We start from the raw sequence: 12,461 nt of genomic DNA on the forward strand, positions 1-12,461 counted from the left end.
GTTGAATTCTTTTTTTGTTTGCCATGAGCAAGGCCCCGCGGGCTGCGCACCGGGGGCCTTGAAGTATGGGGCCGTTACGGGCCAGGTATTGAGCTTGGGACAGAAATTGCGTCCCAGCGCCGGCTATACGATGATGCCGCCGCCCAAGCAAACATCGCCATCGTAAAGCACGGCGGATTGGCCCGGCGTGACCGCCCATTGCGGCTCTGTGAAATCCAGTGCGAAGGTACTGCCCTGCGCATTGTCCAGACGGCAGGCCGCATCCGCCTGACGGTAGCGCGTCTTGGCGCCGTAAGTGCCCGCCACCGGAGGATGACCAGCAACCCAGCTGGCATCTTGCGCCTTCAACTGGTCCGACAGCAGCCAGGGATGATCATGCCCCTGCACCACATACAGAATGTTGCGCTCCAGATCTTTGCGCGCCACATACCAGGCTTCAGCCGTACCGTCTTCACGCTGGCGACCTTTGACGCCGCCCACACCCAGGCCCTTGCGCTGGCCCAGGGTGTAGAAAGAGAGCCCCTCGTGACGGCCAACCTTCTGCCCTTCCGGCGTCATGATCGGGCCGGGTTCTGTGGGCAGGTAGCGGTTCAGGAATTCACGGAACGGCCGTTCGCCAATAAAGCAGATGCCGGTGGAATCCTTTTTGGCGGCGTTATGCAGACCGATTTCGTGCGCAATGCGCCGCACTTCCGTCTTGTGGATTTCGCCCAAGGGGAACAAGGTGCGCGACAGTTGCGCCTGATTCAAGCGATGCAGAAAGTAGCTTTGGTCCTTGGACCCGTCCAGCGCCTTCAGCAACTGAAACTGGCTGCCGCCACCCTCGGCCGGCACCTCGCGCACGCGTGCGTAATGCCCGGTAGCGATATGTTCGGCGCCCAGCGCCATCGCGTGGTCCAGAAACGCCTTGAACTTGATCTCGGCATTGCACAGCACATCGGGATTGGGTGTACGGCCGGCGGAGTACTCACGCAGGAACTCCGCAAACACGCGATCCTTGTATTCGGCAGCGAAATTGACGAATTCAAACTCGACGCCCACCAGATCGGCGACGCTCGCGGCGTCCAGCAAATCCTGGCGGGTGGAACAGTATTCGGAATCGTCGTCGTCTTCCCAGTTCTTCATGAACAGGCCGACGACCTCGTAGCCTTGCTGCTTAAGCAACCATGCGGTGACCGAAGAATCGACCCCGCCGGACATGCCCACGACAACGCGGCCTTTCTTGGTGGATATTTGACTCATGATGGGACTATTTTAGTTCGGACAAGGCGTCTTCCCGCGGCTGCGGTTCCGCCGCACGCGACACTTCCATCAGCCACGTCCGAAATGCCTGCAAAGTGGGCAGATTGGCCTTTTGCTCGGGATAGCACAGGTAGTACCCCATGCGCGCCCGGATGGGCAGCTGGATTGCGACCGACAGTTTACCGTCGCGCAGCTCGTCTTCGATCAGGCAGCGCGGAATCAGCGCCACGCCGAAACCCGCCGCGGCGGCCTGGGACAACAGCGCGTACTGATCAAAGCGCGCGCCTTCCAGGCTGCGCCGGGTGTCACAGCCGGCTTGCTCGAACCAATCGCGCCACCCCTCCAGCGCAGACGTGTGGTGCAGCAGCGGATAGGCCAGCAGCGCCTCGGGCGACGCACAGCCGCCCGGGATCAGACGCGGACTGCATACAGGCACGATTTCACGGCCCACGATGTAATCCGAGCCGCTGCCCGGCCACAGGCCTTCGCCAAAGCGCACGGCGGCATCAAGCTCCGGGGTTGAAAAGTCATACCCCTGGCGATGCGGCAGGAACTCCACGTGGATATCGGGCCGCAGACGCATAAAGGCCGTCAGGCGCGGAATCAGCCAGCGCGCGCCAAAGGTCGGCATACAGGTCAGGTTGAGCGTTCCGCCCTGCCCCTGGTGCGCAATCAGCTCGACGGTGGCGGCTTCGATCTGGCCCAGGCCGGCTTGAATCTTGGTCAGATAACTGCGGCCAGCCTCGGTCAACACCAGCCCTTGCCTGATCCGCAGGAATAGTTCGACGCCAACGAACTCTTCCAGATGTTTCACCTGTTTACTGACCGCCCCCTGCGTCACACACAATTCCTGGGCGGCGCGCGTGAAACTGCTGTGCCGCGCGGCGACTTCAAACGCCTGCAAATCCGTTAAAGAGGGACAGAAACGACGCATTTACATTGCTCCCACGGTCTCCGTAGGCTCCTTGCCCTTGAGAACGGGCGAATTTCTTGGGGGTGCTGGGCGGAAAAAACATCCGCGCCCCTCTTGGGCATTTGCGCCGAGAGCGCAAATTGTTTCAAACCGCGCGACAAAAAAACCGCAAAGATTGGGCCGCCGCGAAAAGAGGTATGAAAAAAAGTCATAGCTTACGGAGAAACTTTCGTTTGCGCAAACCGGCCTCCCAGGAAAGAATCGTTGCGTTTGCGTCTGCCTTTGCGCATCCGCTTTCCAATTAATTAGGGGAATTCATGCAACGCCGTAATGTAGTCCTGGGCCTCTGTGTCGCTGCCGCGACCTTGGCCATGCCGCTGACCTCGGGTATCGCACACGCAGAAGACGCGTACCCGAGCAAGCCCATCCGCCTGATCGTCCCCTTCCCGCCCGGAGGCACCACCGACATCGTCGGCCGCCTGTTCGCTGACAAGCTGAGCAAGGAATTGGGCCAGACCGTCGTGGTGGAAAACCGCGGCGGCGCCGGCGGCTCCATCGGCAGCGCCTTTGTGGCCAGCAGCGCGCCGGACGGCTACGTCCTGGGCATCGCCACAGTCAGCACGCACGGCATCAACCCGGCTATCTACCCGAACCTGCCGTTCGATGGCGAGAAGGACTTCACGCCCATCTCGAACCTGGCTGCCGTGCCGAACATCATGACGATCAACCCGAAGGTTCAGGCCAAGAACATGGCCGAGTTCATCAAGCTGGCCAAAAGCCAGCCGGGCAAGCTGACGTACGCGTCGGCTGGCAACGGTTCGGTCTCGCACATGATGGGCGAACTGTTCAAGATGGCCTCCGGCACCGATCTGATGCACGTGCCTTACCGTGGCGTGGGCCCGGCATTGAATGATGCGCTGGCTGGCCAAGTCGATGTCATGTATGACAACCTGCCGTCCACGTTGCCGCACGTTCAGTCCGGCCGCCTGATCGCCATGGCCGTTGCCTCGCCCAAGCGCGTAGCAGCCTTGCCCGACGTGCCGACGTTCGCCGAAGCCGGCCTGCCGGCCGTGAACGACGCGTCGTGGTTTGGCCTGGTTGCCCCGGCCAAACTGCCGGAGCCCATCCTGGCCAAGCTGAATGCAGCCGTTCAGAAGGTCAGCGCCGAAGCCGACGTCAAGGCACGCCTGGAAGGCCTGGGCGCTGAGCCCGCCGCCAACAGCTCGGCTGATTTTGGCAAGCAGATCTCGGCAGAAATCGCCAAGAACAAGCGCATCGCCAAAGAAGCCAACGTGAAGATCGACTAAGCGATCTTCGGCCCTCGCGCCCCGACGGAGCGCGAGGGCCTCCGATTCACGAACGCAACACCTCTATATGCGAATTACCCAACCCCTGTCTTACCGGCTCGACCTTCCGCAGCAATATCCGGATTCGGAATCCTCGGCCCCGCTAGTGCTGGACTCTCCGCACAGCGGCACCGCCTACCCTCCTGATTTCGCAGCCGCGGTGGACTTTGGCGCACTGCGCACTGCCGAGGACACCTGGGTTGATGATCTGTGGGGCGACGCCATGGAAATGGGCGTGCCGATGATCGCTGCCGGATTTCCGCGCGCCTACATCGACGCCAACCGCGCGCCCGACGAAATCGACGAACTGCTGCTGGACGAAAAGTGGCCCGACCCCATCAATGCGTCGCCCAAGGTCCGGCTGGGCAAGGGCCTGATCTGGCGCATGCTGGACGACGGCACGCCGCTGTACAACCGCAAGCTGACGATTGAAGAAGTCCGCCACCGCATCAACGCGTGCTGGAAGCCCTACCACGCAGCGCTCGGCCAAGTGCTGGACACCGCCCACAAGAAGTTCGGCAAGGTCTGGCATATCAACTGCCATTCCATGCCCAGCGTTGCAGGCGCTTTCGCGACCGATCGCCCCGGCCTGGTGCACCCTGACTTCGTGCTCGGCGACCGCGACGGCAGCACCAGCGATCCGGCCTTCCGGGAATTCATTGCGGCCTGGCTGCGCGAGCGCGGCTACAACGTCACGGTGAACGATCCCTACAAGGGTGTCGAACTGGTGCGCGCTTTCGGCCGCCCCGAAGAGGGCCGCCACAGCTTGCAGATTGAGATCAACCGCAATCTCTATATGGATGAAGTGACACTGCGTCCTACCGAAAACTATGGCCGCTTAAAGGCCGATCTGCGCGAGCTCACCGCCGCGCTGATCAAGTGGACTCGCGCGCAAACGGCCTGACGCCGGACGTTTGCGCGCCGGTACCGGCCAGCAGCGCAGTAAGACTGGCCGGAGCAAGCGGGTTGAAAAACCCAGACCCCATGGTTCACGCCGTGGGGTTTTTTTTGCCTAGGGGCTTTTTTTCCCTTATTCCGTTATAACTACGGCGAACCTTCTAGGAGAGGCGTCGATGCACATCGGGATAGCACGTGAAACCCGAGACGGGGAAACCCGTGTCGCAGCAACACCAGAGACCGTCAAGAAGTATGTAGCCGGCAAACACACCGTTGTCGTGGAACGCGGCGCAGGCAGCGCCGCACACTACCCTGACGACGCCTACGAGGGCGCGGGCGCAACGCTCGGCACCGCCCAGGATGCCTTGGGCGCCGAACTGGTCTTGAAAGTTCGCGCGCCTGCAGCTTCTGAACTAACCCTCATGAAACGAGGCGCCGTTGTGATCGGCATGCTCGATCCATTCGATGCCGAGGGGCTTGAGCAGATGGCGGGTGCAGGACTGGTCGGATTCGCACTTGAAGCCGCACCGCGCATCACGCGGGCGCAAAGCCTGGACGTTTTGTCATCTCAGGCCAATCTGGCCGGCTACAAAGCCGTCTTGTTGGCCGCGCATCATTACGGCCGTCTGATCCCCATGATGATGACGGCCGCTGGCACCTTGAAAGCCGCGCGCGCCGTTGTCCTGGGCACGGGCGTTGCGGGCCTGCAAGCCATTGCCACCGCCAAACGGCTGGGCGCGGTGGTCGAAGCTTCCGATGTGCGTCCAGCCGCTCGCGAACAAGTGGAATCCCTGGGCGCCAAGTTTATCGACGTGCCGTTTGAAACCGACGAAGAACGTGAGATCGCGCAAGGTACGGGCGGTTACGCACGCGCCATGCCGCCTTCGTGGATGGCGCGGCAAGCGGCACTGGTGTCCGAACGCTGCAAGCAGGCCGACATCGTTATTTCCACCGCGCTGATTCCTGGCCGGCCCGCCCCCACGCTCGTTTCCGCTGAAACCGTCGCCGCCATGAAACCCGGCTCGGTGCTCGTCGACCTGGCGGTCGAACGCGGCGGCAACTGCCCCCTGTCCGAAAAAGGACAAATCGTGGAAAAGCACGGCGTGACGATCATCGGGTTGACCAATCTGCCCGGTCTGGTCGCCACCGATGCGTCGGCGCTTTATGCACGGAACATCCTGGATTTCCTGAAGCTCATCATCAATGCGGACGGCGCACTGGCCATCAAGCGCGACGATGAAATCGTGGCGGCCTGCCTGGTGTGCGAAGGCGGCAATGTGTTGCGGAGAACCTGAACATGGAAGCGATCAACCCCACCCTGATGAATCTCATCATCTTCGTGCTGGCCATCTATGTCGGCTACCACGTCGTGTGGAACGTCACCCCTGCGCTGCACACGCCATTGATGGCGGTGACCAACGCGATCTCGGCCATCATCATCGTGGGCGCCATGCTGGCGGCCGCGCTGACCGAAGGCGGATTGGCTCGCGGCATGGGTGTTTTCGCCGTGGCGCTGGCCGCTGTCAATGTGTTCGGCGGTTTTCTCGTGACCCGGCGCATGCTTGAAATGTTCAGGAAAAAGGACAAGAAGCCGGCCAAGGAGGAAGCAAAATGATCTCGCTGAATCTGGTCACTCTGCTTTATCTGATCGCCTCGGTCTGCTTCATTCAGGCGCTGAAAGGGCTGTCGCACCCTACCACCTCACGGCTGGGCAATGCCTTCGGCATGGCCGGCATGGCAATCGCAGTACTCACGACAGCGGCGCTCATCATCGGTCTGGCGCGTAGCGGCACGGCCACGATCGGCTTGGGCTGGGTCTTGCTGGGCCTGCTGGTTGGGGGTTCAGTCGGCACGCTGATGGCACGCCGCGTCGAAATGACGAAAATGCCGGAATTGGTTGCCTTTATGCACAGCATGATCGGCCTGGCGGCGGTTGCTATCGCCGTGGCCGTGGTGGCCGAACCTCACGCCTTCGGCATTGTGCCGGCCGGCATGCTGATTCCCACTGGCAACCGCTTTGAGCTGTTCATCGGCACCTTCGTGGGCGCCATCACGTTCTCGGGTTCGGTCATCGCGTTCGGGAAATTGTCCGGCAAATACAAGTTCCGCTTGTTCCAGGGCGCCCCCGTGGTGTTTCCCGGACAGCACATGCTGAACCTGGCGTTGGCGCTGGTCATGCTGGGCTGCGGCCTGTGGTTCATGCTGACGCAGGACTGGACGCCCTTCATCATCATGACGCTGGTCGCGTTTGTGCTGGGCGTGCTGATCATCATCCCGATTGGCGGCGCGGACATGCCGGTGGTGGTGTCCATGCTGAACAGCTATTCGGGCTGGGCGGCGGCGGGCATCGGCTTCTCGCTCAATAACCCGATGCTGATCATCGCCGGATCACTGGTCGGATCGTCGGGCGCGATCCTGTCCTACATCATGTGCAAGGCGATGAACCGGTCGTTCTTCAACGTGATACTGGGCGGTTTCGGCGGCCAGTCGGGCGGAGGCGCCGCAGCAGGCGACGGGCAGCAACGCAGCGTCAAATCCGGCAGCGCCGACGATGCCGCGTTCCTGATGACCAACGCCGAAAGCGTGACGATCGTCCCGGGGTATGGTCTGGCGGTGGCGCGTGCGCAGCACGCGTTGAAAGAGCTGGCCACAAAACTCACGGAACGTGGCGTGACGGTCAAGTACGCCATACACCCGGTGGCAGGCCGTATGCCCGGCCATATGAACGTGCTGTTGGCCGAGGCCGAAGTGCCATACGACCAGGTCTTTGAAATGGACGACATCAACAGCGAGTTCGCGCAAACCGATGTGGTGCTGGTGCTGGGCGCGAACGACGTCGTTAACCCAGCCGCCAAGAACGACCCGACATCGCCCATTGCCGGCATGCCCATTCTGGAAGCCTATAAAGCGCGCACGGTGATCGTGAACAAGCGCTCGATGGCCTCTGGTTATGCCGGGTTGGACAACGAACTCTTCTACATGGATCGCACGATGATGGTTTTCGGCGATGCGAAGAAGGTCATTGAAGACATGGTGAAAGCGGTGGAGTGATTGCGGGGCGGATGAGCCACCCGCAATCAGGCCTGGGTGTACGTGCGAAAAGACTATCGCGCTACACCCAGCCTTCATTTACTGCGCTGATTTCGTATCGCAGGATCGGCGTTGCCGCAGCGGCCTGACCAAGACTTACGCCGCTGCTTTGCGCAGTTGTTCGTCCACAACTTCGACCCAATGCCTGACCGGCGTGTCAGTGCCGCTTTGCAGATGGCCAATGCAGCCGATATTGGCCGACAGGATCACATCTGGTCCACCCGCCGCGATGGCGTCCAGCTTGCGGTCGCGCAATTCCAGCGCAATTTCCGGATTCAAAACCGAATAGGCGCCCGCCGATCCGCAGCACAAGTGTTTATCTGCGAAGGGCTGCAAGGCAAACCCCAAGTCCGCCAGCAGTTGCTCAGACAAAGGCCGTAGTCCTTGCCAGTGCTGCAAAGTGCAGGGCGGATGGAATGCAGCGCGCGTGCCTTGAGGCAATCGCGCCCGCAGTGCTTGCGCGTGCGGCGCCACAATCTCGGCCACATCCTTTACCAGCGCCACGATGTCCGCCGCCTTTTGCGCGTAGGCAGGGTCGTGCTTCAGGTGATGCGCATAGTCTTTCACCATCGCGCCGCAACCTGATGCGTTCATGACGATAGCTTCGACGCCCCCGCCCTGCAGCAGCGGCCACCACGCATCGACATTGGCGCGCATTTGCGCCAATGCCGCATCCTGCGCATCCAGATGGAAACTGACCGCTCCGCAACATCCAGCGCCGGGCGCGAGACGGGCGCCAATGCCTACGGCATCCAGCACACGGATCGTAGCGGCATCAATGGTGGGCATCATGGCCGGCTGCACGCAGCCGGTAAGCATCAGTACTTGCCTCGCGTGGCCTGTCACCACCGGCAGCGGGCCCGCATCGCGGCGCTCTGGAACCTTGCGCTTTAACGCATCGGGCAAAAGACCCCGCACCGCCTGGCCCAATCGCATCGCCGGCGCAAACATCGGCGACAGCATGGCCCGGCGCAGCAGATTGCGTTTGGTCTTGTCCGCCCATTTGCGTGGCACGCGCTCGTCAACAATCTTGCGGCCGATATCAATCAGATGACCGTACTCGACCCCCGACGGGCAGGTGGTTTCGCAATTACGGCAGGTCAGGCAGCGGTCCAGATGCAACTGCGTGGATTGCGTGGGCTCGGCACCTTCCAATACCTGCTTGATCAGATAGATGCGGCCGCGCGGACTATCCAATTCGTCGCCCAAGACCTGATACGTCGGACAGGTGGCCGTGCAGAAACCGCAATGCACGCAACGCCGCAGGATGGCGTCGGCCTCCTTGCCCAGATCAGTGTCGCGTGCCCAGGATGCCAGGTTGGTTTGCATGATGCGTTATAGGTCCAGGACCAGGCGGCCGGGGTTGAACAAGCCAGCCGGATCGAGCTCTTGCTTGAGCCGGCGCGTAATCGAAGCGATGCCTGGGGCCAGCGGATGGAAAACGCCATCGGCCGGCGGTTTGATGCCAGCGGGCCGGAACAAGGTGGCATGCCCGCCCAGCCGGGCCGCAGCCTCGCGCAGCACGGCCGCGTCATATGGCCCGGACAGCCAGCGTTGCCCGCCGCCCCACTCCATCAGGCTTGGGCCCAGACCAAGCGCGGCGGCGGTCGGCGGCACCGCGACTCGCCACAAAGGCCGGTCCGGCGCAAAGAATTCGTGCGTATGCTCACGCAGCGATGTCCACCATTGTTCAGCGGCATCCGGCGTCATGGGATCTCCGCCGATGACCTGACGCGCGCTGGCAATGGCTGGCGGCGCGCCTGACAGGCGCACATGCACGACGCCCTCGCCATGTTCATCGGCGCCTGTCCAGCTGCTGGCGGAGATCGGCAGGGGTTTGCCGCGCCACAGTGAAAAACTGCTCAACGCCTGGGCCTGCGTCGCGGGCATCAACAGCGTCAATTCTTCCATCGGCCGAGGCACCACCTTCATCGACACGTCCAGAATGGCGCCGAAGATACCGTGCGAACCCGCCAGCAGACGCGACACGTCATAGCCCGCTACGTTTTTCATCACCTCGCCGCCAAACGACAGGAAGCGCCCATCCGAGTCCAACAGGCGCACGCCCAGGACAAAATCCCTCAAGGCCCCCGCGCTCATGCGGCGAGGCCCTGACAGGCCAGCCGCCACACAGCCGCCCACGGTAGCGGACGGCCCGAAGTGCGGCGGTTCAAAAGCCAGCATCTGCCCGTTCTCGGCCAGCGCAGCTTCCAACTCAGCCAGTGGGGTTCCCGCGCGCACGGTCACGACCAACTCCGAAGGGTGGTAGCTGACTATGCCGCGATACGGCGTCATATCCAGCTGGCAGTGGCCGTCTTGCGGCCTTACCGGACGGTAATTGCCGTAAAACGCCTTGCTGCCGCCACCCATCACAAACAAAGGCTTGTGACCGGCACGGGCTGTCATGACCTGGTCGCACAATTCCGACAGGACGAAATCCATAAGGGATATGTCCTAGAAACGAGCAAGATCTGGAAAGCGCAGTTCGCCCGCGTGGACATGCATCTTGCCGTATTCGGCGCAGCGGGCCAGTGTGGGAATCACTTTTTCAGGGTTCAGCAGACATGGCGGGTCGAAGGCCCGCTTGACCGCCAGGAACGCGTCGAGTTCTTCACGAGAGAATTGCACGCACATTTGATTTATTTTCTCCATGCCCACCCCGTGCTCTCCAGTCACGGTTCCTCCTACTTGCACGCACAGCTCAAGAATCGCCGCGCCGAATTTTTCAGCGCGCTCAACCTCGTCTGGCTTATTCGAATCGAACAGAATCAGCGGATGCAAATTGCCGTCACCCGCATGGAACACGTTGGCGCAACGCAGGCCGAATTCGTCTTCCATCTGTTCAATGGCGCCCAATACCCGCGCCAAATGGCGGCGCGGAATCGTGCCGTCCATGCAGTAGTAATCGGGCGACACACGGCCGGCCGCCGGAAATGCGTTCTTGCGTCCTGCCCAGAATTTCAAACGCTCGGCTTCAGACGTGGAGACCTGGCAGCGCGTGGCGCCGGCATCGCGGAATACCGCTTCCATTCGTGCGATCTCATGCGCCACTTCTTCGGGTGTGCCGTCTGATTCGCACAGCAGAATGGCTTGGGCATCCATGTCGTAGCCAGCACGCACAAAGGGTTCCACCATATGCGTGGCGCGCCGGTCCATCATTTCAAGACCCGCCGGTATCATGCCTGCCGCAATCACTTGCGTGACGGCGTTGCCTGCGGCTTCGACGCTGGAAAAACTGGCCATCACCACCTGCGCGCACGCTGGTTTGGGAATGAGCTTGACCGTCACTTCCGTCACCACGCCCAGCATGCCTTCGGAGCCAATGAATATGGACAGCAAGTCCAGGCCCGGCGCATCAGGCGCCTCGGAACCCAATTCCACGATATCGCCGTCGATCGTGACGACACGCACGCGCAACACGTTGTGCACCGTGAGTCCGTATTTCAGACAATGCACGCCGCCGGAATTCTCGGCGACGTTGCCGCCGATAGAGCAAGCGATTTGGCTGGAAGGATCGGGCGCGTAATACAGGCCATAAGGCGAGGCCGCTTCGGAGATAGCCAAGTTGCGCACACCGGGCTGAACGATGGCCGTGGCGCTGGCCAAGTCGATATGCTTGATGCGGTTGAACTTGGACAAGCCCAGCAATACGCCTTGGCTGTGCGGCATCGCGCCGCCCGACAATCCTGTGCCCGCGCCGCGCGCAACGATCGGGGCATTCAGCCGCTTGCAGACGCGCATGATCGCCTGCACCTGCTCTTCGGTTTCAGGCAAGGCCACGACCGCAGGCAGCGCGCGGTATAGCGACAAGCCGTCGCATTCGTAGGGACGGGTGTCTTCCTCGCGGAATAACACGCAGTGCGCGGGCAACGCGGCCAACAACGCCTCGGTGAGCTGCTGCAATGAATAAGGCGCCTGCACTTGTGCCAGGCCGGTTTCGACCAGTGAATTCATGAGCGCAACAATAGCGCGACCAGTCCCTTAAAACAGGCCGGGATTTACCCGCATCCACGGGTTTTGCGGGCTACGCAGTCGTAACTACCGGTAATTGCACACCAGCTTTGTCGTCGAAAAGCCGCAGTGCACGCGCTTAATTTGAAAAATCGACCAACGCCAATTGCCGCGAAATGGCCGCGCAGGTATCGATCAGCGGCTTGATATAGCTATCCGTATGATTCGGGCTCATACGAAAGGCTGGAATGCTCAGACTCACGCAGGCGACTGGCCTGCTCTGCTTGTCTGTAATGGCGCAACCGAAGCAAAAAATATCTTTCTCGTTCTCTTCGCGATCTTCGGCGTAGCCTTGACGCCGGATCTGCTCCAGTTCGCTTCTCAGCGCCTTGGGCGTGCGCAACGTCCTGTCGGTAAACACCTTGAAGTCCAACTGCGCGATCAGCGCCTCGCACGCGTCCGGGTCCAGCCGCGCAAGATACGCTTTGCCGACTGAACTGGAATACATCGTGACGCGGCTGCCCAGGCGCGAATTCATGCGCACGGCCTTGGGACTTTCCAGTTTGTCGATATAGGTCATTTCCGACCGGTCCGGCACGGCAAGGTGCACGGTTTCCTGAGTCAGTGTTTTCAGGTCGAACAGATGATCTTTGCAAAGTTGGCGGATGTCAGAGCTTTCAAGCGCGCGGCTGGCCAGGCTGATCAGCCGCGGCCCCAGCCCGAACGTTTGCGTGTGGCGCTTTTGAACGATCATCTGCTCGGCCACCAGCGCTTCGACAATGCGATAAATGGTCGGACGCGGATACCCCAGCCTGGCGCTCAATTCATGCACCGTCCAGGCGGTGTCGCCGCCCAGTGCAATCGTGTCAAGCACGCGCATGAACTTGGAGAACGATGCGGTGCCGGCAACTGGTTTTACGACCGGCGCCGGGCTTGACTCAGAAGTGGCGCGGGGGGCTTGCACGCGGGTGGCTTTCATTGACGATATCCGTGACGATGCGCGCAGGCGGGCCTGAGCGCGG

Annotated in this window: 11 protein-coding genes; 5 read left to right on the forward strand and 6 right to left on the reverse strand. The window is 61.5% G+C overall.

Going from position 1 to position 12,461, the window contains the following annotated elements:
- Positions 1 to 123: 123 nt before the first annotated feature.
- Together mnmA and RAS12_RS13615 are read right to left on the reverse strand one after the other, a co-directional pair.
- Complete coding sequence (gene mnmA, locus RAS12_RS13610) at positions 124 to 1,242, reverse strand: tRNA 2-thiouridine(34) synthase MnmA (RefSeq protein WP_306950717.1); 1,119 nt, start codon at positions 1,240 to 1,242, stop codon at positions 124 to 126.
- A gap of 7 nt (positions 1,243 to 1,249) precedes the next feature.
- Complete coding sequence (locus tag RAS12_RS13615) at positions 1,250 to 2,176, reverse strand: LysR substrate-binding domain-containing protein (RefSeq protein ID WP_306950719.1); 927 nt, start codon at positions 2,174 to 2,176, stop codon at positions 1,250 to 1,252.
- A 296-nt stretch (positions 2,177 to 2,472) separates the two neighbouring features.
- Between RAS12_RS13615 and RAS12_RS13620 the strand changes: the two genes are divergently transcribed.
- From RAS12_RS13620 to RAS12_RS13640, 5 genes are all read left to right on the forward strand, one after another.
- Positions 2,473 to 3,462: a Bug family tripartite tricarboxylate transporter substrate binding protein gene (locus RAS12_RS13620; protein ID WP_306950721.1), complete on the forward strand. Its 990-nt coding sequence runs from the start codon at positions 2,473 to 2,475 to the stop codon at positions 3,460 to 3,462.
- A gap of 67 nt (positions 3,463 to 3,529) precedes the next feature.
- Entirely contained in the window at positions 3,530 to 4,405 is an 876-nt protein-coding gene (locus tag RAS12_RS13625) for an N-formylglutamate amidohydrolase (protein ID WP_306950723.1), read from the forward strand.
- Positions 4,406 to 4,574: 169 nt separating this feature from the next.
- On the forward strand, positions 4,575 to 5,693 hold the full coding sequence (locus RAS12_RS13630) for a Re/Si-specific NAD(P)(+) transhydrogenase subunit alpha (protein ID WP_306950725.1): 1,119 nt from the start codon (positions 4,575 to 4,577) through the stop codon (positions 5,691 to 5,693).
- Between the two features lie 2 nt (positions 5,694 to 5,695).
- Positions 5,696 to 6,013: an NAD(P) transhydrogenase subunit alpha part 2 gene (locus RAS12_RS13635; RefSeq protein WP_306950727.1), complete on the forward strand. Its 318-nt coding sequence runs from the start codon at positions 5,696 to 5,698 to the stop codon at positions 6,011 to 6,013.
- Entirely contained in the window at positions 6,010 to 7,449 is a 1,440-nt protein-coding gene (locus RAS12_RS13640) for an NAD(P)(+) transhydrogenase (Re/Si-specific) subunit beta (RefSeq protein ID WP_306950729.1), read from the forward strand. The genes RAS12_RS13635 and RAS12_RS13640 overlap by 4 nt, the downstream gene beginning before the upstream one ends.
- Before the next feature lie 135 nt (positions 7,450 to 7,584).
- On the opposite strand, the gene glcF is transcribed toward RAS12_RS13640, so the two are convergent.
- The 4 genes from glcF to RAS12_RS13660 all read right to left on the reverse strand — a co-directional run bounded on the left by glcF (position 7,585) and on the right by RAS12_RS13660 (position 12,418).
- Positions 7,585 to 8,817, reverse strand: coding sequence for a glycolate oxidase subunit GlcF (glcF, locus tag RAS12_RS13645; protein WP_306950730.1), 1,233 nt, complete (start codon positions 8,815 to 8,817; stop codon positions 7,585 to 7,587).
- 6 nt (positions 8,818 to 8,823) lie between these two features.
- A complete protein-coding gene (gene glcE, locus RAS12_RS13650; protein WP_306950732.1) occupies positions 8,824 to 9,930 on the reverse strand; it encodes a glycolate oxidase subunit GlcE in 1,107 nt (368 codons plus the stop codon).
- Between the two features lie 12 nt (positions 9,931 to 9,942).
- On the reverse strand, positions 9,943 to 11,442 hold the full coding sequence (locus RAS12_RS13655; protein WP_306950734.1) for an FAD-linked oxidase C-terminal domain-containing protein: 1,500 nt from the start codon (positions 11,440 to 11,442) through the stop codon (positions 9,943 to 9,945).
- Between the two features lie 136 nt (positions 11,443 to 11,578).
- Entirely contained in the window at positions 11,579 to 12,418 is an 840-nt protein-coding gene (locus RAS12_RS13660) for an IclR family transcriptional regulator (protein WP_306950736.1), read from the reverse strand.
- Positions 12,419 to 12,461: the final 43 nt, after the last annotated feature.

This window comes from Achromobacter seleniivolatilans, from assembly GCF_030864005.1.
GTDB lineage: Bacteria > Pseudomonadota > Gammaproteobacteria > Burkholderiales > Burkholderiaceae_B > Achromobacter > Achromobacter seleniivolatilans.